We start from the raw sequence: 23366 nt of genomic DNA on the forward strand, positions 1-23366 counted from the left end.
AATTATAAATAACTAAAAATAAGCCTATTTTAATAAATAATTAATTTTAAAAAGTGCTATTTATTTTTTAACTTTTGCTTTTTAAAATATTTTAAATTCAAAAAAATTATTTTTAAATAAAATAGATATATTGTTTGATTTACATTTATTATTTAAAGAATTTTATGCAGAAATAATTTTCACCCAATTAAGTATAAATAAAGATAAAACATTCCAATTTTTTAAAGAAAATTAAAAACATTTTATAATTTAAATGTAACTTAAATTAAATAGAGGAGAAAATATGAACCCAAAAAACATTAATAATGTTGAATTAAACCCAATAAAAACAGTCGGAAGATCAGGGAACGCACTTGCTTTAGTTAATAACACAAAGCAAAATATTAGCTATTGATATTCTGATAATGGCGCTAATAAATGGTACTTACACACAATAGGAGCAAATTTATCTACTTGAGATTGGCAATGATCAAACTTTTGAACAGGATATGCACTAGTAATAGAAGTACCACTTAATGATAAAGAATCAAAATATATTGTTCCTGCTTTTTCAGAATATAAAAAAGAGGAATTTAAATTAACCGAATTTCCTATGACAGATATTTATACTCAAATCGCACTTAAAAATAAAGCTCCATTATTCAATAATGGAAAATGAATTTTGGAAAATACTTCCTTATATCCAGGTAAAATTGATAGTTTTGCAACTCATCATACAAGATTTGTTTTAGAAAATGATGGATCTTTTTCCTGAGTTAATTTTTAAAAACAAAGTAAGCAATTAGTTAAAAAATAGAAATTAAAATATTAATTTCTATTTTTTAATTTTAAATCTTTTAATTAATAAAAAGTTTGTCTTCTAGTTTTATTTTTCTACTTAATTTTACAAATTTTTCCAAAATATTTTATAATTTTATTTGAAAGAAGAGGAAAATATGAAAACAAAAAATAATAATGACACTAATAATGTTGAATTAAACTCAATAAAAACAACTGGTAAATCAGGGAACGCACTTGCTTTAACAAATAACACAAATCAATCTATTAATTATTGATATTCTGATAATGGTGTAAACAGATGATACTTACACACAATTCCAGCTAAATCATCTACTTGAGACTGACAATGACCAAATTTTTGAACAGGATATGCAATGGTAATTGAAGTTCCTCTTAATGATAAAGAATCAAAATATATTGTTCCTGCTTTTTCAGGATATAGAAATGATGATATTCAATTAACAGAATTTCCTATGACAAATGTTTATTCTCAAGTTGCTCCTAAAGGAAAAATACCAGCATTTAATAATGAAAAATGAAATAAAGATTATACAAATTTATACCCAGGAAAAATTGATGGATTTTATGTATATCATACAAATGTTTCTATAGAAAATAATGGCGTATTTAATTGAGATATTTAATTTTAAATAATAAAAAAACTAGAAAACCTAGTTTTTTTATTATTTTTTTCATAATTGCATAATGAGTGAATTTCACAGCTATTAAAATACAAAATTTTTAAATTTATATAAAGAAAGGTATTGAAAAAAAGAAAGTACTATAATAATAAAAAGTAAGAAATTCAAAAATTAGAATAAATTTTTATATGATGGCAATTTTTATAAATAATTATTGAAGGGTTTTTTAGAAAATACACCAAGGAACAAAATTTTTCTGTGGAATGAAGTATAAATTTAATTAAGATTAAATAAAATTGAAAAGAAGTAGCTTTAATAAAAATCACTTCCTACAATTTAGAAGAACTTAAATTTGAAAATATTTAACTATATTTATAGTTAAATATTTTTTATATTTTGTTTAAATACAAATTATTCTTTTTGCTAAGAAATTGAATAGAATTCTATTTTAAATTTAACATAAACTAATTAAAATTTTAACTCATAAAAATTATTAGTTTTTTATTTAATTTTGTTTATTAATTTGTTAATTTTAGAGCTTGCAATGAATTGAAAAATAAATCCTAGTCCAAAAACAATTAAAAAACCTAACCCTAAACTTAACATTAAGATAATTTCAGTTCTTTCTTGTTTAAAAGATTCTTTAGATATTTTTATTGATTCTACTAAAGCTAAAATACTAAAAACTAATCAAATAATTCCAATTACAAATGTTGCAATATATAAAATTACCTGAATAGCAATAACTACAAAAGAAACAATTAATATTGTATCTACAATTGCATTTATATTACTATTTACACTTAAAGGCAAAATTACAGCAGCTCCAATAATGCTAAAAATTATCCCCATTAAAACTAATATAGCAGATCAAAGACCTAGTTTTGCCGATTTTAAAGAATACTTGTGAAGTCTTTTTAATTCATCTAATTGATTGTTAATTACATTCATTACAAAATTTTACCAAAAAAACAAAAAAATAATTGAAATAAAACTTATATTAATAATTTTTTTGAAATTATTAATATAAAGAAAGAAATTTCAGTTTTCAAAAATAGATTTATATGTTTGTTAAAGTTTATTTTTTGAAGATCTTTTTGACTTTATAGATTTTCATAAACTAAAAGAAGTAATTGCAACTACTAAAAAGCTAGCACTAATAGAACCTATAATTACAGGTAAATTATTGTTAATAAGAACATCAAATCCTAAAACAAGTCCTAAATCTTGATTTAAGATAAAATCTTTATTTGTAATTTCATTATTTACAACATTAGTATTAAATTCATTTACTAAATTTCATTGAATTCTAATTTTTGCACTACCATTAGTTTTATTTGCTTCATAAATTTCTAAAAAATTTATTTTTGATAAGTATTCTAAATCTGAAATTATTAAACCTTTTAAAGCCAATTCTTTTTTAAATTCTTCGATTGATTTATTATTTCTACTAAATATTTCATTTTCAGGGGTAATTTTATTATTAATTTCCATTTTCATTTTTGAACTATCAAAATTTTGGAATCCTTTTATTTCAAAAGAGTTGAAAAATTCAAAACCTTTTTCTATTAATTGCAATATTGTTCGATTAAAATTAATTTTAATATTTGCACTTCCGTTTAAAATATCACTATTTGAAATTTCAATACTATCAATAGTTTTTTCGATTTCTGGATTTTCAAAATTTAATCCTGTAAATCTCAAATCTTTATTAAGATACATTCCATCAATAGCAAAAAAATTATTATTTGCATTAACTCATTTTGGATAGGATGAATTATTATTAATATTAACAGCTTTAAAAGAATTGAAAGGTGTTAAAAATTCATGAGAATAAGTTCTTATTTGCCTATCAACTTCTGAAAGAGAAAATTCCACATTTTCAAAATTAATTTTAATATTTGCTCTTCCGGTAATAAAATCACTTTTACTTATCTCAATTGATTTAATTTGTGTAGTCATAAAATCATTAACATTATTTAAAATAATTCCATTAGCATCAAATTGAGCTCTTGTATATATTCCATCTACAGAAAAAATATTATTATTAAAACTTAAATTATTTTCTACTCAATTATTAAAATTATTATCTTCTAATTTTCTAAAGAAATAATTCATTGGAATTCTAATAATTGTTTTTCTAAAATTCTCAACAACATTTCCATTAGGAAGAGTTAGATTTTTTGGTACTTTTTCTACAAATAAATCTTTATAATTAATATTAACAAATCCTAAATTTGGATTTTGTCCTCCCTTAATCATATAAATATCGCTTAATATTTTATGAATTCTCTCTCCTAAAATTTTTTCAATTTCTAAAGGAGTATGAATCACTACTCCACTATTAAATGGTCTTGTGTTTAATTTTTGATTAATATATGTATCATCATATTCAACATCAATAAAAAATCTATCTTCTATTTTTAAATTCACATCATTTTTCACAAAAAGATCTAATTTAGGAATACTTAAATTTCCTAATTCATTTTTAATACTTAATTTTTCTAAAAGTATTTCTAATTCATTTTTAGCTAATCTATTTTCTTGAGTATTAAAATATCTTTTAAAAAAGTCTTGTGAATATTCCATTTGTCTTAAATTTATTGGATTATTAATTTTATTTATAAATTCTTCTCTATTCACATTTTCATCAATATCAAATTTAACTCTTGAAGTATTTATTCTTATTAAATAAGTATAATCAAAACCATTATTATCAGCTCTTTGTTTTTTCTCTAATAAGAAAAATCCATTTTCAGTTGTAAATGTTTCAGGATTAATATTATTATAAGTAGCATCAACAAAAAAACTACCAGCATAATCATTTGGAACTAAATCTTTGGGGCTTAAATTAGCATTTTTAAGTCCTACTAATAAGCGGTAAGCTGAAGATTGTTTGCCATGAGAATTTATACTATCTATCATTTCATTTGTTGGTATACTTGTAAATCAGTTAGAATTTCTACTTATATATGAATCGTTTGAATTTAAATAAGTTAAACCTATTAATCTATCTTGAATTGTTTCTTTTGTATAACGAAGATCTAATAGAGCAACATTGTTTTTTTGAATATCTTTAATTAAAGAAATATGTTCTTCTGCATTTCTTGGAATACTTAAATCTTTATTTAAAAGTGGTGAAACTAAAATTCTTTGAATTATTCTTACTGCTTCTTCATCTCTACTATGAGCATATTCACTAGCATATTTATTATTTGTAGGAGCTAAAATTTCTGCAGATGAATTTTCTATAAAATTAGCATTTACCTTATTTTTATTTAAAGTAAAAGTTTCTTCTTGAATGAATTTTTCTTGTGATTTTTTAATTAAAATAACACCATTAAACAAAAAAGAACTTAATGCTAGAGTTCCACTAAAAAAGAAAATTGTTTTTAAAAGTTTATTTACCTTCATATAACTCCATTTTGTTTGCAATATAAAAATTATATCAAAATTATCTAATATGGTTTTCAACACTAATTTAAAGCTATTTCGCTAGTGCTTAATTCAAAAAATTTTATTTTTTACTTTTTTTTGACTTAATGAATTTTCGTAAACTAAAAGAAACAATAGCAAATGCTAAAAATGCGTCACTAATAGAACCTACAATAATTGCTAAATTATTATTAGTAGGAACATCAAATCCTAAAACAAGTCCTAAATCTTGATTTAAAGTAAAATCTTTTTTTGAAATTTCATTATTTACTACATTAGTATTAAATTCATTTACTAAATTTCATTGAATTCTAATTTTTGCACTACCATTAGTTTTATTTGCTTCATAAATTTCTAAAAAATTTATTTTTGATAAGTATTCTAAATCTGAAATTATTAAACCTTTTAAAGCCAATTCTTTTTTAAATTCTTCGATTGATTTATTATTTCTACTAAATATTTCATTTTCAGGGGTAATTTTATTAAAAACTTCTAATTTTTTTCTCAATTAAATAATCTCTTTTTGACTTTTTTTGTACAGTAACAGGGATAAACAAATTATAACTATATTCATTGCGAAGAATTCCTACACAACCTAAAACAAAGAAATATTTTTCTGTATTTTTTGTAAATTTGAAATAATAATTTATTTTATTATCTTTTAAAAAATCATTTTTATGAAATTCAAAATTTGGATTTTTTGATAAATTAAATTCTAAATCTAATATAAAAAAATTTCAAAATTCTATTTTATTTAAAATGTATTTTGCTTTTTTCTTAATTTCTGGACTGCGATTATTTCATGAAAGTTTTTCTATTCAGGAATTTGTTATTTGCTTTTTCTTAATTAGCTTCAATATTGCATTATTGTCTAATAATTTATTATTTGTTTCATTGTATATTTTTTTTATGTGATCTAAACCCAGCAAATGCAATATATTATCTTTTTTTATTTGCAAAAGATTACTTTTATTTGAAAAATTTAGAATGTCACTTTTGAAATAAAAATTCATTTTTTTTACTTCACAAAATTTTTCATAAATTTCTCAAATTTCTAACATTATTGAATTTTAACATAAAAAAAACATCCATAATGGGCTTCTTATAAAAACCTAGGATGTAAAAACAAATTGCTTATATATTTATTTAATGATGGCCAAGCTAGCAAGAGTTATAAGCTCTTATCATCAATATAATTATACATTTATTGTGTAAAAAGTAATTTTTATTATTTTATAAACAAAAAATATAATAATCTTTTTACTTTTTAACTAATTTCATCCATTAATTTATTAATTTTAGAGCTTGCAATAAATTGAAAAATAAAACCAAATCCAAAAACAATTGAAAATCCTAGTCCTAAACTTAACATTTTATATCAAGAAAGAAATTTCAGTTTTCAAAAATAGATTTATATGTTTGTTAAAGTTTATTTTTTGAAGATCTTTTTGACTTTATAGATTTTCATAAACTAAAAGAAGTAATTGCAACTACTAAAAAGCTAGCACTAATAGAACCTATAATTACAGGTAAATTATTGTTAATAAGAACATCAAATCCTAAAACAAGTCCTAAATCTTGATTTAAAGTAAAATCTTTATTTGTAATTTCATTATTTACAACATTAGTATTAAATTCATTTACTAAATTTCATTGAATTCTAATTTTTGCACTACCATTAGCTTTATTTGCTTCATAAATTTCTAAAAAATTTATTTTTGATAAGTATTCTAAATCTGAAATTATTAAACCTTTTAAAGCCAATTCTTTTTTAAATTCTTCGATTGATTTATTATTTCTACTAAATATTTCATTTTCAGGGGTAATTTTATTATTAATTTCCATTTTCATTTTTGAACTATCAAAATTTTGGAATCCTTTTATTTCAAAAGAGTTGAAAAATTCAAAACCTTTTTCTATTAATTGCAATATTGTTCGATTAAAATTAATTTTAATATTTGCACTTCCGTTTAAAATATCACTATTTGAAATTTCAATACTATCAATAGTTTTTTCGATTTCTGGATTTTCAAAATTTAATCCTGTAAATCTCAAATCTTTATTAAGATACATTCCATCAATAGCAAAAAAATTATTATTTGCATTAACTCATTTTGGATAGGATGAATTATTATTAATATTAACAGCTTTAAAAGAATTGAAAGGTGTTAAAAATTCATGAGAATAAGTTCTTATTTGCCTATCAACTTCTGAAAGAGAAAATTCCACATTTTCAAAATTAATTTTAATATTTGCTCTTCCGGTAATAAAATCACTTTTACTTATCTCAATTGATTTAATTTGTGTAGTCATAAAATCATTAACATTATTTAAAATAATTCCATTAGCATCAAATTGAGCTCTTGTATATATTCCATCTACAGAAAAAATATTATTATTAAAACTTAAATTATTTTCTACTCAATTATTAAAATTATTATCTTCTAATTTTCTAAAGAAATAATTCATTGGAATTCTAATAATTGTTTTTCTAAAATTCTCAACAACATTTCCATTAGGAAGAGTTAGATTTTTTGGTACTTTTTCTACAAATAAATCTTTATAATTAATATTAACAAATCCTAAATTTGGATTTTGTCCTCCTTTAATCATATAAAGATCGCTTAATATTTTATGAATTCTCTCTCCTAAAATTTTTGCAATTTCTAAAGGAGTATGAATCACTACTCCACTATTAAATGGTCTTGTGTTTAATTTTTGATTAATATATGTATCATTATATTCAACATCAATAAAAAATCTATCTTCTATTTTTAAATTCACATCATTTTTCACAAAAAGATCTAATTTAGGAATACTTAAATTTCCTAATTCATTTTTAATACTTAATTTTTCTAAAAGTATTTCTAATTCATTTTTAGCTAATCTATTTTCTTGAGTATTAAAATATCTTTTAAAAAAGTCTTGTGAATATTCCATTTGTCTTAAATTTATTGGATTATTAATTTTATTTATAAATTCTTCTCTATTCACATTTTCATCAATATCAAATTTAACTCTTGAAGTATTTATTCTTATTAAATAAGTATAATCAAAACCATTATTATCAGCTCTTTGTTTTTTCTCTAATAAGAAAAATCCATTTTCAGTTGTAAATGTTTCAGGATTAATATTATTATAAGTAGCATCAACAAAAAAACTACCAGCATAATCGTTTGGAACTAAATCTTTGGGGCTTAAATTAGCATTTTTAAGCCCTATTAATAAGCGGTAAGCTGAAGTTAATTTATCTTCACTATTTATAGTACCTATCATTTCACTTGTTGGTATACTTGTAAATCAGTTAGAATTTCTACTTACATATGAATCATTTGAATTTAAATAAGTTAGACCTCTTAATCTATCTTGAATTGTTTCTTTTGTATAGCGAAGATCTATTCGGGAAACATTATTTCTACTAATTTCTTTTATTAATTCTATATGTTCTACAGCATTTCTTGGAATACTTAAATCTTTATTTAAAAGTGGTGAAACTAAAATTCTTTCAAGAATTTCATTATTAGCAAAATCTCCATATGCATAACCACTAGCATATTTATTATTTGTAGGAGCTAAAATTTCTGCAGATGAATTTTCTATAAAATTAGCATTTACCTTATTTTTATTTAAAGTAAAAGTTTCTTCTTGAATGAATTTTTCTTGTGATTTTTTAATTAAAATAACACCATTAAACAAAAAAGAACTTAATGCTAGAGTTCCACTAAAAAAGAAAATTGTTTTTAAAAATTTATTTACCTTCATATAACTCCATTTTGTTTGCAATATAAAAATTATATCAAAATTATCTAATATGGTTTTCAACACTAATTTAAAGCTATTTCGCTAGTGCTTAATTCAAAAAATTTTATTTTTTACTTTTTTTTGACTTAATGAATTTTCATAAACTAAAAGAAGTAATTGCAACTACTAAAAAGCTAGCACTAATAGAACCTATAATTACAGGTAAATTATTGTTAATAAGAACATCAAATCCTAAAACAAGTCCTAAATCTTGATTTAAAGTAAAATCTTTATTTGTAATTTCATTATTTACAACATTAGTATTAAATTCATTTACTAAATTTCATTGAATTCTAATTTTTGCACTACCATTAGCTTTATTTGCTTCATAAATTTCTAAAAAATTTATTTTTGATAAGTATTCTAAATCTGAAATTATTAAACCTTTTAAAGCCAATTCTTTTTTAAATTCTTCGATTGATTTATTATTTCTACTAAATATTTCATTTTCAGGGGTAATTTTATTATTAATTTCCATTTTCATTTTTGAACTATCAAAATTTTGGAATCCTTTTATTTCAAAAGAGTTGAAAAATTCAAAACCTTTTTCTATTAATTGCAATATTGTTCGATTAAAATTAATTTTAATATTTGCACTTCCGTTTAAAATATCACTATTTGAAATTTCAATACTATCAATAGTTTTTTCGATTTCTGGATTTTCAAAATTTAATCCTGTAAATCTCAAATCTTTATTAAGATACATTCCATCAATAGCAAAAAAATTATTATTTGCATTAACTCATTTTGGATAGGATGAATTATTATTAATATTAACAGCTTTAAAAGAATTGAAAGGTGTTAAAAATTCATGAGAATAAGTTCTTATTTGCCTATCAACTTCTGAAAGAGAAAATTCCACATTTTCAAAATTAATTTTAATATTTGCTCTTCCGGTAATAAAATCACTTTTACTTATCTCAATTGATTTAATTTGTGTAGTCATAAAATCATTAACATTATTTAAAATAATTCCATTAGCATCAAATTGAGCTCTTGTATATATTCCATCTACAGAAAAAATATTATTATTAAAACTTAAATTATTTTCTACTCAATTATTAAAATTATTATCTTCTAATTTTCTAAAGAAATAATTCATTGGAATTCTAATAATTGTTTTTCTAAAATTCTCAACAACATTTCCATTAGGAAGAGTTAGATTTTTTGGTCCTTTTTCTACAAATAAATCTTTATAATTAATATTAACAAATCCTAAATTTGGATTTTGTCCTCCCTTAATCATATAAATATCACTTAATATTTTATGAATTCTCTCTCCTAAAATTTCTTCAATTTCTAAAGGAGTATGAATCACTACTCCACTATTAAATGGTCTTGTGTTTAATTTTTGATTAATATATGTATCATCATATTCAACATCAATAAAAAATCTATCTTCTATTTTTAAATTCACATCATTTTTCACAAAAAGATCTAATTTAGGAATACTTAAATTTCCTAATTCATTTTTAATACTTAATTTTTCTAAAAGTATTTCTAATTCATTTTTAGCTAATCTATTTTCTTGAGTATTAAAATATCTTTTAAAAAAGTCTTGTGAATATTCCATTTGTCTTAAATTTATTGGATTATTAATTTTATTTATAAATTCTTCTCTATTCACATTTTCATCAATATCAAATTTAACTCTTGAAGTATTTATTCTTATTAAATAAGTATAATCAAAACCATTATTATCAGCTCTTTGTTTTTTCTCTAATAAGAAAAATCCATTTTCGGTTGTAAATGTTTCAGGATTAGTATTGTTATAAGTTGCTTCAACAAAAAAACTACCAGCATAATCATTTGGAGCTAAATCTTTGGGGCTTAAATTAGCATTTTTAAGTCCTACTAATAAGCGATAAGCTGAAGATTGTTTGCCATGAGAATTTATACTATCTATCATTTCATTTGTTGGTATACTTGTAAATCAGTTAGAATTTCTACTTATATATGAATCGTTTGAATTTAAATAAGTTAAACCTATTAATCTATCTTGAATTGTTTCTTTTGTATAACGAAGATCTATTCGGGAAACATTATTTCTACTAATTTCTTTTATTAATTCTATATGTTCTACAGCATTTCTTGGAATACTTAAATCTTTATTTAAAAGTGGTGAAACTAAAATTCTTTCAAGAATTTCATTATCAGAAAAATCTCCATATGCATAACCACTAGCATATTTATTATTTGTAGGAGCTAAAATTTCTGCAGATGAATTTTCTATAAAATTAGCATTTACCTTATTTTTATTTAAAGTAAAAGTTTCTTCTTGAATGAATTTTTCTTGTGATTTTTTAATTAAAATAACACCATTAAACAAAAAAGAACTTAATGCTAGAGTTCCACTAAAAAAGAAAATTGTTTTTAAAAGTTTATTTACCTTCATATAACTCCATTTTGTTTGCAATATAAAAATTATATCAAAATTATCTAATATGGTTTTCAACACTAATTTAAAGCTATTTCGCTAGTGCTTAATTCAAAAAATTTTATTTTTTACTTTTTTTTGACTTAATGAATTTTCGTAAACTAAAAGAAACAATAGCAAATGCTAAAAATGCGCCACTAATAGAACCTACAATAATTGCTAAATTATTATTAGTAGGAACATCAAATCCTAAAACAAGTCCTAAATCTTGATTTAAGATAAAATCTTTATTTGTAATTTCATTATTTACTACATTAGTATTAAATTCATTTACTAAATTTCATTGAATTCTAATTTTTGCACTACCATTAGTTTTATTTGCTTCATAAATTTCTAAAAAATTTATTTTTGATAAGTATTCTAAATCTGAAATTATTAAACCTTTTAAAGCCAATTCTTTTTTAAATTCTTCGATTGATTTATTATTTCTACTAAATATTTCATTTTCAGGGGTAATTTTATTATTAATTTCCATTTTCATTTTTGAACTATCAAAATTTTGGAATCCTTTTATTTCAAAAGAGTTGAAAAATTCAAAACCTTTTTCTATTAATTGCAATATTATTCGATTAAAATTAATTTTAATATTTGCACTTCCGTTTAAAATATCACTATTTGAAATTTCAATACTATCAATAGTTTTTTCGATTTCTGGATTTTCAAAATTTAATCCTGTAAATCTCAAATCTTTATTAAGATACATTCCATCAATAGCAAAAAAATTATTATTTGCATTAACTCATTTTGGATAGGATGAATTATTATTAATATTAACAGCTTTAAAAGAATTTAAAGGTGTTAAAAATTCATGAGAATAAATTCTTATTTGCCTATCAACTTCTGAAAGAGAAAATTCAACATTTTCAAAATTAATTTTAATATTTGCTCTTCCAGTAATAAAATCACTTTTACTTATCTTAATTGATTTAATTTGTGTAGTCATAAAATCATTAACATTATTTAAAATAATTCCATTAGCATCAAATTGAGCTCTTGTATATATTCCATCTACAGAAAAAATATTATTATTAAAACTTAAATTATTTTCTACTCAATTATTAAAATTATTATCTTCTAATTTTCTAAAGAAATAATTCATTGGAATTCTAATAATTGTTTTTCTAAAATTCTCAATAACATTTCCATTAGGAAGAGTTAGATTTTTTGGTACTTTTTCTACAAATAAATCTTTATAATTAATATTAACAAATCCTAAATTTGGATTTTGTCCTCCTTTAATCATATAAATATCACTTAATATTTTATGAATTCTCTCTCCTAAAATTTCTTCAATTTCTAAAGGAGTATGAATCACTACTCCACTATTAAATGGTCTTGTGTTTAATCTTTGATTAATATATGTATCATCATATTCAACATCAATAAAAAATCTATCTTCTATTTTTAAATTCACATCATTTTTCACAAAAAGATCTAATTTAGGAATACTTAAATTTCCTAATTCATTTTTAATACTTAATTTTTCTAAAAGTATTTCTAATTCATTTTTAGCTAATCTATTTTCTTGAGTATTAAAATATCTTTTAAAAAAGTCTTGTGAATATTCCATTTGTCTTAAATTTATTGGATTATTAATTTTATTTATAAATTCTTCTCTATTCACATTTTCATCAATATCAAATTTAACTCTTGAAGTATTTATTCTTATTAAATAAGTATAATCAAAACCATTATTATCAGCTCTTTGTTTTTTCTCTAATAAGAAAAATCCATTTTCAGTTGTAAATGTTTCAGGATTAGTATTGTTATAAGTTGCTTCAACAAAAAAACTACCAGCATAATCATTTGGAACTAAATCTTTCGGACTTAAATTAGCATTTTTCAGTCCTACTAATAAGCGGTAAGCTGAAAATTGTTTTTGATATTGTAAAATTGAATCTAATCTTTCTTGAGTAGGTATAGACGTAAATCAATCACTATACATAGTTGTATAACTAAAATGATTATCAATACCTAAAGTACCCAATCTATCTTGAATTGTTTCTTTTGTATAACGAAGATCTATTCGGGAAACATTATTTCTACTAATTTCTTTTATTAATTCTATATGTTCTACAGCATTTCTTGGAATACTTAAATCTTTATTTAAAAGTGGTGAAACTAAAATTCTTTCAAGAATTTCATTATTAGCAAAATCTCCATATGCATAACCACTAGCATATTTATTATTTGTAGGAGCTAAAATTTCTGCAGATGAATTTTCTATAAAATTAGCATTTACCTTATTTTTATTTAAAGTAAAAGTTTCTTCTTGAATGAATTTTTCTTGTGATTTTTTAATTAAAATAACACCATTAAACAAAAAAGAACTTAATGCTAGAGTTCCACTAAAAAAGAAAATTGTTTTTAAAAATTTATTTACCTTCATATAACTCCATTTTGTTTGCAATATAAAAATTATATCAAAATTATCTAATATGGTTTTCAACACTAATTTAAAGCTATTTCGCTAGTGCTTAATTCAAAAAATTTTATTTTTTACTTTTTTTTGACTTAATGAATTTTCATAAACTAAAAGAAGTAATTGCAACTACTAAAAAGCTAGCACTAATAGAACCTATAATTACAGGTAAATTATTGTTAATAAGAACATCAAATCCTAAAACAAGTCCTAAATCTTGATTTAAGATAAAATCTTTATTTGTAATTTCATTATTTACTACATTAGTATTAAATTCATTTACTAAATTTCATTGAATTCTAATTTTTGCACTACCATTAGCTTTATTTGCTTCATAAATTTCTAAAAAATTTATTTTTGATAAGTATTCTAAATCTGAAATTATTAAACCTTTTAAAGCCAATTCTTTTTTAAATTCTTCGATTGATTTATTATTTCTACTAAATATTTCATTTTCAGGGGTAATTTTATTATTAATTTCCATTTTCATTTTTGAACTATCAAAATTTTGGAATCCTTTTATTTCAAAAGAGTTGAAAAATTCAAAATCTTTTTCTATTAATTGCAATATTATTCGATTAAAATTAATTTTAATATTTGCACTTCCGTTTAAAATATCACTATTTGAAATTTCAATACTATCAATAGTTTTTTCGATTTCTGGATTTTCAAAATTTAATCCTGTAAATCTCAAATCTTTATTAAGATACATTCCATCAATAGCAAAAAAATTATTATTTGCATTAACTCATTTTGGATAGGATGAATTATTATTAATATTAACAGCTTTAAAAGAATTGAAAGGTGTTAAAAATTCATGAGAATAAGTTCTTATTTGCCTATCAACTTCTGAAAGAGAAAATTCCACATTTTCAAAATTAATTTTAATATTTGCTCTTCCGGTAATAAAATCACTTTTACTTATCTCAATTGATTTAATTTGTGTAGTCATAAAATCATTAACATTATTTAAAATAATTCCATTAGCATCAAATTGAGCTCTTGTATATATTCCATCTACAGAAAAAATATTATTATTAAAACTTAAATTATTTTCTACTCAATTATTAAAATTATTATCTTCTAATTTTCTAAAGAAATAATTCATTGGAATTCTAATAATTGTTTTTCTAAAATTCTCAACAACATTTCCATTAGGAAGAGTTAGATTTTTTGGTACTTTTTCTACAAATAAATCTTTATAATTAATATTAACAAATCCTAAATTTGGATTTTGTCCTCCCTTAATCATATAAATATCACTTAATATTTTATGAATTCTCTCTCCTAAAATTTTTTCAATTTCTAAAGGAGTATGAATCACTACTCCACTATTAAATGGTCTTGTGTTTAATTTTTGATTAATATATGTATCATCATATTCAACATCAATAAAAAATCTATCTTCTATTTTTAAATTCACATCATTTTTCACAAAAAGATCTAATTTAGGAATACTTAAATTTCCTAATTCATTTTTAATACTTAATTTTTCTAAAAGTATTTCTAATTCATTTTTAGCTAATCTATTTTCTTGAGTATTAAAATATCTTTTAAAAAAGTCTTGTGAATATTCCATTTGTCTTAAATTTATTGGATTATTAATTTTATTTATAAATTCTTCTCTATTCACATTTTCATCAATATCAAATTTAACTCTTGAAGTATTTATTCTTATTAAATAAGTATAATCAAAACCATTATTATCAGCTCTTTGTTTTTTCTCTAATAAGAAAAATCCATTTTCGGTTGTAAATGTTTCAGGATTAGTATTGTTATAAGTTGCTTCAACAAAAAAACTACCAGTATAATCATTTGGAGCTAAATCTTTGGGGCTTAAATTAGCATTTTTAAGTCCTACTAATAAGCGATAAGCTGAAGATTGTTTGTCAGATTGTAAAATTAAATCTAATCTTTCTTGAGTTGGTATAGATGTAAATCAATCACTATACATAGTTGTATAGTTAAACTGATTATCGATACTTAAAGCGTTTAATCTATCTTGAATTGTTTCTTTTGTATAACGAATATTTATTTGAGAAACATTATTTCTACTAATTTCTTTTATTAATTCTATATGTTCTAAAGCATTTCTTGGAATACTTAAATCTTTATTTAAAAGTGGTGAAACTAAAATTCTTTCAAGAATTTCATTATCGGAAAATTCACCATATGCATAATCACTAGCATATTTATTATTTGTAGGAGCTACTATATGCTCTGCAATACTAATAAAACTATTTATATTTATTCTATCTTGATTATTTATAGAAGTATTATTAACGCTTCTTCTTACTCTTGCATTTGTATTATTTAAATTTTCAGGATTTCTTGTAATGTAATTGCTATTAACGGCAATGTTAGCAAACGAAAAAGAACTTATCGCTATAACTCCAACTAAAAAAATTATTTTCAAAATTTTATTTACTTTCACATAACTCCATTTTGTTTGTACTATAAAAAATTATATCAAAATTAGCTAATATGATTTTAAACATTATTCTAACATTTTGCAAAATTAGCTTTTAAACTTATTGTTATATAAATTTGTTTTATCATAAAGATAATGTTTGAATGTATAATTTTTGTGAATAGAGATAGTTAAAGAAATAAAAATATTTCTATTTCAATCTAATGAATTGCATTTTTTAAATAAAATTAAGAAGACATGAGGACAAAATGGAAAATAAGAAAAATGAAAAAAATTTCGAGTGATTTAAAAATAATTTTGAAAGTTTAAAAAAAGCATATTCAAAAAAATATTTTTTAATAGAAGATGAAAAAATTTTAGCTAATTTTGACGATTTGAAAGAAGCTTCTTATTTTCTTTCGAAAGAAGAAAATAAAGATAAAGATATTTCTATTCAAAGTGTTGAAGATTTAAATTTGAAAAATCAAAATTTCTTTTCTAATATCGGAAGAAAATATGCCAAATAGAATTTTTCAAAAAATCCATGAAAATAAAATTATTATTAAAGTAATATTAGTTAATAATATAGACATTTTAAAGTTTTGGAAAAACAATTCTCATTTAACTGAAAAAGTAAATGATTTTGTAAAAGGAAAAATTTTGCAGCGATATGGAAAGTTAGTAGACATTTCTCAAGAAGAATTTTTTAAGATTCTTAATGAAGACATTCCTTTATGAAGTAAATGATTAGAGTTTCTTAAAAGTATTGAAAAATATCAAAAAGAAATATTCGCTTTAATTGATACCGGAGCTACAAGTTCAGCAATTTCTCAAGAAATTGCAAATGAGTTAGGTTTAATTTCAATAGGAAAATCATCAGTTCAAACAGCATCAAATAGACTTATTACTTCCAAATATCTTGTGTCGTTATCCTTTTTAACAGAAAGCACTTTACTTTTACCTTCTATAGAAAAAAACTTTCAAGAAAAATCCTTTTATACAAATAAATTAGTACCTTTTGAGCAGATTATAGAAGTAACAAGTCTAGAAAATTTAAGACAATCACAAAATATTGATATGTTAATAGGTATGGATATATTGAAAAACACTCATTTTACTATTTTTAGTGACAATGCTATGATTTCTGTCTAAAGTTTTTGTATTTTAATTAGTTTTGTAATTTCTATTTTTTCTCATCAATTCCATAAATCAATATTTGAGCAATTAATTCAAGCAAATTTTTTATTAATTCTTTTCTCCAGATTTTCTATAGATGTTTTACTTATCCATGCATTTCATTTTTCGGATTCCTTTTTCGTTATTAAGTCTTTTTTAATTTAGAATTTAGCTTTTATAAAATACTCATAATTATGTATTTAAAGAAATTATTTATAATGGGAAAAACCCTTTCAAGAATACATAAGAATGATACTACACCAAAACTGTTTGAAAAAGTGGAGTTGTTTGTCTAATGTTTAAGAATACATAAGAATGATACTACACCAAAACATTTATCTTGCAATGCTTGGAGTAAAATTAGTTTAAGAATACGTAAGAATGAAACTACACCAAAACATTTATCTTGCAATGCTTGGAGTAAAATTAGTTTAAGAATACATAAGAATGAAACTACACCAAAACATATAAAAAATTTTATTTCCGAAAGTGAATGTTTAAGAATACATAAGAATGATACTACACCAAAACTGAATCTCTTCTTCGTTTAATGTATCACGTGTTTAAGAATACATAAGAATGATACTACACCAAAACATGTTTTAGAATATGATATTAATTTTAAAAGTTTAAGAATACATAAGAATGATACTACACCAAAACTATTAAGTGTAGATAAAAAATTATCTTTAAGTTTAAGAATACATAAGAATGATACTACACCAAAACAATTACTACATAATGGAAAATCAAATCAAAGTTTAAGAATACATAAGAATGATACTACACCAAAACATATAAAAAATTTTATTTCCGAAAGTGAATGTTTAAGAATACATAAGAATGATACTACACCAAAACTGTAGGTTATACAGTTGCTTTAAATACTTAGTTTAAGAATACATAAGAATGATACTACACCAAAACCAATGCAGCACTATTTAGAAAATGATTTAAGTTTAAGAATACATAAGAATGATACTACACCAAAACCAGACCAGCCTTATTATAAAAGTGAAATTTGTTTAAGAATACATAAGAATGATACTACACCAAAACTTTAATTTTGCGCTATCTTTAATTTTTTTAGTTTAAGAATACATAAGAATGATACTACACCAAAACAAAAGAAGAATGAGATTTTTTACTAAATGAGTTTAAGAATACATAAGAATGATACTACACCAAAATCATATATCTCCTTTTATTGAGAGTTGTTTTGTTTAAGAATACATAAGAATGATACTACACCAAAACCTGCAGGACAAATAACTTTAAGAAATACAGTTTAAGAATACATAAGAATGATACTACACCAAAACTTTAAGAAACATAGAAAATAATCAATATGAGTTTAAGAATACATAAGAATGATACTACACCAAAACTACAAAGACCAGAACTAATAGGAGCATTTTGTTTAAGAATACATAAGAATGATACTACACCAAAACTGACGAAACTCATTCATATCAATACCTTTTGTTTAAGAATACATAAGAATGATACTACACCAAAACGCATAACTTAATTTGTATTTATAAGGTCGTGTTTAAGAATACATAAGAATGATACTACACCAAAACAGTGGAGGTTTTAGACAATGAAGTAGATAAGTTTAAGAATACATAAGAATGATACTACACCAAAACGATTAGTAGATAACGTAATTAAAGTAGTAAGTTTAAGAATACATAAGAATGATACTACACCAAAACGACCTTAATGTGCTAACAAATGGACAAATTGTTTAAGAATACATAAGAATGATACTACACCAAAACACATTAAACAAATCTAAATTTGCATTTAAAGTTTAAGAATACATAAGAATGATACTACACCAAAACCGAATTAAATGCAGAAGTTATTGCAATTAAGTTTAAGAATACATAAGAATGATACTACACCAAAACGAGTTTCTGACTTTGAGACTATAACAGCGAGTTTAAGAATACATAAGAATGATACTACACCAAAACTGAAACAAGTCCAGTCGATAAAGGAAATGAGTTTAAGAATACATAAGAATGATACTACACCAAAACCTTCACCATGATAATATTTTGCTAATTCTAGTTTAAGAATACATAAGAATGATACTACACCAAAACTCATTGTATAATCTTTTTTTCAATTTGTATGTTTAAGAATACATAAGAATGATACTACACCAAAACCAGATCAACCTTATTATAAAAGTGAAATTTGTTTAAGAATACATAAGAATGATACTACACCAAAACTAGAATAGGTTAAACCCAGTCTGCTTAATAGTTTAAGAATACATAAGAATGATACTACACCAAAACCCCACAATTTATTACAAGAAATAATAAACAGTTTAAGAATACATAAGAATGATACTACACCAAAACATATATTATTATACTATCAAAATAATACATGTTTAAGAATACATAAGAATGATACTACACCAAAACAATATTAGAGCAGTAAAATTAAGTATTTATGTTTAAGAATACATAAGAATGATACTACACCAAAACAGTATTAACTCCTGTAATTCTAATTAAATGGTTTAAGAATACATAAGAATGATACTACACCAAAACAAGAGCAATTGATTTAAGAATTTTCCAACCGTTTAAGAATACATAAGAATGATACTACACCAAAACATGCACACACTGACACCATAATATAAAAATGTTTAAGAATACATAAGAATGATACTACACCAAAACCTTCACCGTGATAATAAGACGTTAATTCGAGTTTAAGAATACATAAGAATGATACTACACCAAAACAATATCTTCTCTTGTTGTATATCATTCGTCGTTTAAGAATACATAAGAATGATACTACACCAAAACATATTATAGTTAGTAGTTTCTTCTTTATTCGTTTAAGAATACATAAGAATGATACTACACCAAAACAGAGTGATTATACGCTCACTTCAAAATTAAGTTTAAGAATACATAAGAATGATACTACACCAAAACGAATGATAATAACTATATCTGCTTTTTGCTGTTTAAGAATACATAAGAATGATACTACACCAAAACTTATATGCGCCTGCTTTTCCATGGAAAAAGGTTTAAGAATACATAAGAATGATACTACACCAAAACATGGTATCAGGTGATAGTAAAATAGTAGAAGTTTAAGAATACATAAGAATGATACTACACCAAAACTACTGGATTTGAATTAAATTTTGATGACGGGTTTAAGAATACATAAGAATGATACTACACCAAAACCAATGCAACACTATTTGGAAAATGATTTAAGTTTAAGAATACATAAGAATGATACTACACCAAAACGGTAATGATTCAGGCTCTATTTGATAGATTGTTTAAGAATACATAAGAATGATACTACACCAAAACAGACTCAAGCACCAATAGATTCAGTATTAAGTTTAAGAATACATAAGAATGATACTACACCAAAACTAAAAGAAAGAGAGTTATACTCTCTTTCTTGTTTAAGAATACATAAGAATGATACTACACCAAAACGCTGACTGTTCTTTGTTGTTTGTTTCATTTGTTTAAGAATACATAAGAATGATACTACACCAAAACATTCTGCCCAACTAATAAATCAAAAAAATAGTTTAAGAATACATAAGAATGATACTACACCAAAACTGTCTGTATCTAAATAATAAACATTTTTTCGTTTAAGAATACATAAGAATGATACTACACCAAAACGCACTGTCTGCAAGCTTTGCTTATGTAGCTGTTTAAGAATACATAAGAATGATACTACACCAAAACTCACGAAGTTTTATGAAAAGAAATTGAAAAGTTTAAGAATACATAAGAATGATACTACACCAAAACCTAATTTATCAAATGAAATTGTTAATTTATGTTTAAGAATACATAAGAATGATACTACACCAAAACCCTACGCTTGCAACTTTTAAATTCGTCATAGTTTAAGAATACATAAGAATGATACTACACCAAAACATAGGTCAGATTTTTTCTAATGCACCCTTTGTTTAAGAATACATAAGAATGATACTACACCAAAACTGATTATATAAGAGAGCACCAAAATGCTTAGTTTAAGAATACATAAGAATGATACTACACCAAAACATATATTATTTTAATGGTAATTTAATACATGTTTAAGAATACATAAGAATGATACTACACCAAAACACAAAATTGTAAATAATAAATTATTACTTGGTTTAAGAATACATAAGAATGATACTACACCAAAACTGAAACATCATTTATATTATCTGAACAAGAGTTTAAGAATACATAAGAATGATACTACACCAAAACTCTAAACTTATCAGCAAACCACATTTATCAGTTTAAGAATACATAAGAATGATACTACACCAAAACCTCAAATTTCAAAAAATTCTAAATTTTTTCCAAAAATTTATTTATCAAAAATGAATCAAAGCTTTCTTCACCTTTTAAATAATTATTGATTTTTTCAACCGTTATTAAAGTTTTAGTTCCTGATTCTAAATAATTTATCAATTTTTCTTTGTCAAAAATTTCAACAATTTCTTTTTTATTTGCAAAAACAAGTTGCTCAATATTTTCAAAAGATAAATTGTATGCAAGTTTATCAATTAAATAAATAATATTTAATTTATTAAAAATGAATTCACTAAAATTTTTTAGTTTTATTCCATAGATTAAAATACTAATTGTTTCGTTAGAATATTTATCAATTATTTTTAAAATATTTAAAATATTTATTTCATTAATTAGTAAATCTTTATCGATTTCTAAAAATGATTTGGTATTTTTTTCTAAATCTAAATTTGTAGAAACAAATTCAAACCCTAATTTTTGATTTATATCATTTGACATTTCATTAATTTTTTCATGCGAAATGAGATTTAGAAAATTAATACTATATTCGTCCATAAAAAAATTATTAAAAAAGCTTTTAGATTTAAAATTAAGAATTTCAGAAACTTTTGAAAAAGGATTAATAATTAAAAAATCATTTATATTTTCTAAATTTAATAAAAATTCAAAATAATTATTAGTATAAATAATTTTATTTTCTGCAAAATTAATTTTCATCATGATTAATTTTTATAAATCTTTCGTTAGAATTTATACTTTCATTTATTTTTCTATTTCCTCTTAAAATTTTCATATCTAAAAACTCTCTATCTGTAATTTTTAAAATTCTAACATGGCCATTAGAAGGCAATTTTTTTTCTACTAATTTTACAAAAGAATCAGCTTTGGAATTAGTATTAGCAACTCTATAATAAACAGAATATTGCATCATTATAAAACCTAAACTTTGAATATACCGATGGAATTTATTATACTCTTTTAATTCATTTTCTTCTTTCATATTAAAATCATACATCAAAATTAATCTCACAATTCTACTCATTCTCAACTTCTTTTATTTACTAAATTATCTGCTATTTGATCAAATGTATCATTTACATAAAAATACTTTCCTTTATAGATTACTTTTTTATTTAAAACATTTATTAATTCATCTTTTATTTTTACATCAAAAAATGTTTCATCTTTATGTAAATATGCAATTTCATCTACTAGAGGTCTAAAAATTTCAATCAAATCACTTGCAAGGGCAAAGAAATTAGAAAAAGATTTATGAAATATACTAAATCTAGGATCTAAACCTTTTTTAATAATTGATTGGATTGCAGAAGATCTTAAAATAGAATAACCATAATTTAAAATTGCATTAACAATTTCAAATTTATCAAATTTTAATTTTGTTGCTGAATTATTTCTTATAAATTCTTTTGAATATGTCATATTTCAATAGACTTTTGCTGCATGACCTTCTCGATTTGAAATGTCAAACAAATTCACATTATTAATTAAATCATCAAAATATTCAATTCCAAATTCAGAGTTATTAAATAATTTATTTTTAATTAATAAATTCTTTTGATTATGAATTTTATTTTTAATAATATCTTTTCATAAAATTGCTTTATATTCTTTAGTTCATTTTACTTGTTCTGCTACAACTTTTAAAGAATTGTGATTTCCTTCAATTGGAATTAAATAAGAATTAGGCTCATTTTTTTCATTCATAAAAATAATATTGACATTATTTTTAGCTAAAAATGTTAAAAGTCTTATTGAAATTGTTGAATATTGATTATTAAATAAAATAGTATCTATATCTCTAATGTTTAAAAGAATTTTTTCATTTTTTCTTTTTATATACAAATTATTTAAATATAAGTGAACATATTCATCTGTATTAATTTCTACAATTTTTCAACCCATA

The 23366-nt window shown here is 22.3% G+C and carries 15 protein-coding genes and 1 CRISPR repeat array; of the genes, 4 read left to right on the forward strand and 11 right to left on the reverse strand.

Annotated features, from left to right (window positions below):
• The first annotated feature begins 283 nt into the window (after nucleotides 1-283).
• Nucleotides 284-766, forward strand: coding sequence for a hypothetical protein (locus tag MMOB_RS00110; protein WP_011264539.1), 483 nt, complete (start codon nucleotides 284-286; stop codon nucleotides 764-766).
• Between the two features lie 169 nt (nucleotides 767-935).
• Nucleotides 936-1424 (forward strand): hypothetical protein, encoded by a 489-nt coding sequence (locus MMOB_RS00115; protein ID WP_041362712.1) that lies wholly within the window; start codon nucleotides 936-938, stop codon nucleotides 1422-1424.
• Nucleotides 1425-1922: 498 nt separating this feature from the next.
• Here the strand turns inward: MMOB_RS00115 and MMOB_RS00120 are convergent, their stop codons facing one another.
• From MMOB_RS00120 to MMOB_RS00160, 8 genes are all read right to left on the reverse strand, one after another.
• Nucleotides 1923-2372, reverse strand: coding sequence for a hypothetical protein (locus MMOB_RS00120; RefSeq protein WP_011264541.1), 450 nt, complete (start codon nucleotides 2370-2372; stop codon nucleotides 1923-1925).
• Nucleotides 2373-2492: 120 nt separating this feature from the next.
• Nucleotides 2493-4835, reverse strand: coding sequence for a hypothetical protein (locus MMOB_RS00130; protein ID WP_011264542.1), 2343 nt, complete (start codon nucleotides 4833-4835; stop codon nucleotides 2493-2495).
• A 103-nt stretch (nucleotides 4836-4938) separates the two neighbouring features.
• Complete coding sequence (locus tag MMOB_RS00135; RefSeq protein ID WP_011264543.1) at nucleotides 4939-5364, reverse strand: hypothetical protein; 426 nt, start codon at nucleotides 5362-5364, stop codon at nucleotides 4939-4941.
• The gene (locus MMOB_RS00140) at nucleotides 5339-5917 is read right to left on the reverse strand and encodes a hypothetical protein (protein ID WP_041362718.1); all 579 of its coding nucleotides are present in this window, start codon (nucleotides 5915-5917) and stop codon (nucleotides 5339-5341) included. The genes MMOB_RS00135 and MMOB_RS00140 overlap by 26 nt, the downstream gene beginning before the upstream one ends.
• Before the next feature lie 361 nt (nucleotides 5918-6278).
• Nucleotides 6279-8618, reverse strand: coding sequence for a hypothetical protein (locus MMOB_RS00145; RefSeq protein WP_011264544.1), 2340 nt, complete (start codon nucleotides 8616-8618; stop codon nucleotides 6279-6281).
• Nucleotides 8619-8721: 103 nt separating this feature from the next.
• Nucleotides 8722-11052, reverse strand: coding sequence for a hypothetical protein (locus tag MMOB_RS00150; protein WP_011264545.1), 2331 nt, complete (start codon nucleotides 11050-11052; stop codon nucleotides 8722-8724).
• Between the two features lie 103 nt (nucleotides 11053-11155).
• Nucleotides 11156-13483 (reverse strand): hypothetical protein, encoded by a 2328-nt coding sequence (locus MMOB_RS00155; protein ID WP_011264546.1) that lies wholly within the window; start codon nucleotides 13481-13483, stop codon nucleotides 11156-11158.
• 103 nt (nucleotides 13484-13586) lie between these two features.
• Entirely contained in the window at nucleotides 13587-15950 is a 2364-nt protein-coding gene (locus MMOB_RS00160) for a hypothetical protein (RefSeq protein WP_041362721.1), read from the reverse strand.
• 245 nt (nucleotides 15951-16195) lie between these two features.
• Between MMOB_RS00160 and MMOB_RS00165 the strand changes: the two genes are divergently transcribed.
• On the forward strand, nucleotides 16196-16453 hold the full coding sequence (locus MMOB_RS00165; protein WP_011264548.1) for a hypothetical protein: 258 nt from the start codon (nucleotides 16196-16198) through the stop codon (nucleotides 16451-16453).
• The gene (locus tag MMOB_RS00170) at nucleotides 16443-17078 is read left to right on the forward strand and encodes a retropepsin-like aspartic protease (protein WP_011264549.1); all 636 of its coding nucleotides are present in this window, start codon (nucleotides 16443-16445) and stop codon (nucleotides 17076-17078) included. Before MMOB_RS00165 ends, MMOB_RS00170 begins: the two co-directional genes overlap by 11 nt.
• 255 nt (nucleotides 17079-17333) lie before the next feature.
• Nucleotides 17334-21460: direct repeats of the CRISPR family, unit length 36 nt; unit sequence GTTTAAGAATACATAAGAATGATACTACACCAAAAC.
• A gap of 18 nt (nucleotides 21461-21478) precedes the next feature.
• Here MMOB_RS00170 and MMOB_RS00175 read toward each other — a convergent pair.
• Genes MMOB_RS00175 through cas1 form a run of 3 tightly spaced genes read right to left on the reverse strand, consistent with a single transcriptional unit; the run spans nucleotide 21479 to nucleotide 23365 of the window.
• On the reverse strand, nucleotides 21479-22159 hold the full coding sequence (locus MMOB_RS00175) for a hypothetical protein (protein WP_041362724.1): 681 nt from the start codon (nucleotides 22157-22159) through the stop codon (nucleotides 21479-21481).
• The gene (cas2, locus tag MMOB_RS00180) at nucleotides 22149-22484 is read right to left on the reverse strand and encodes a CRISPR-associated endonuclease Cas2 (protein ID WP_050707635.1); all 336 of its coding nucleotides are present in this window, start codon (nucleotides 22482-22484) and stop codon (nucleotides 22149-22151) included. The genes MMOB_RS00175 and cas2 overlap by 11 nt, the downstream gene beginning before the upstream one ends.
• A complete protein-coding gene (gene cas1, locus MMOB_RS00185) occupies nucleotides 22463-23365 on the reverse strand; it encodes a type II CRISPR-associated endonuclease Cas1 (RefSeq protein WP_011264552.1) in 903 nt (300 codons plus the stop codon). Before cas1 ends, cas2 begins: the two co-directional genes overlap by 22 nt.
• Nucleotide 23366 lies beyond the last annotated feature (1 nt).

Source organism: Mycoplasma mobile 163K, assembly GCF_000008365.1.
GTDB classification, from domain to species: domain Bacteria; phylum Bacillota_I; class Bacilli_A; order Mycoplasmatales; family Metamycoplasmataceae; genus Mycoplasma_J; species Mycoplasma_J mobile.